The sequence below is a fragment of the Myxococcus eversor genome (assembly GCF_010894455.1).
Taxonomy (GTDB): domain Bacteria; phylum Myxococcota; class Myxococcia; order Myxococcales; family Myxococcaceae; genus Myxococcus; species Myxococcus eversor.
Genome location: NZ_JAAIXY010000098.1, coordinates 1 through 491 on the forward strand (window position 1 = coordinate 1; position 491 = coordinate 491).

Genomic DNA, 491 nt, shown 5'->3' on the forward strand with positions numbered 1-491 from the left:
GTTGGGCGGACACTCCCTCCTCGCCACTCAAGTCGTCTCTCGCATCCGCTCCACCTTCGACGTTGAGTTGCCCCTCGGTGAGCTCTTCTCCTCGCCCACCGTCGCGCTTCTCTCTGAGCGGCTGGAGTTGCTCCACGGCTCCTCGTCTCGCCAGCCGGCACTCGTCCCTGTCGACCGCGCCCAGCCGCTGCCCCTCTCCTTCGCCCAGCAGCGCCTCTGGTTCCTCGACCAGCTCCAGCCCGGCACATCCACCTACAACATCCCCTGGGTCCTCAAGCTCTCCGGCTCGCTGGACCAGTCCGCACTGCTTCAGTCTCTCAACGCGCTGATTCAGCGCCACGAGGCCCTGCGCACTCGCTTCGCGGTTCACGAGGGACAGCCTGTTCAGCTCATCCAGCACGACTTCCTGCTGGAGATGCCTCTCGTCGACCTCTCGTCCCTGCCCGAGCACGAGCGCGATGCAGAGGCCCAGCGTCTGGCTTCCGCCGAGG

Annotated in this window: 1 protein-coding gene; it reads left to right on the forward strand. The window is 66.4% G+C overall.

Annotation, left to right across the window (positions count from 1 at the left end; genetic code table 11):
- Positions 1–491, forward strand: a 491-nt coding sequence (locus tag G4D83_RS45305) for a condensation domain-containing protein (protein ID WP_205522874.1), incomplete at both ends; no start/stop codon positions are given.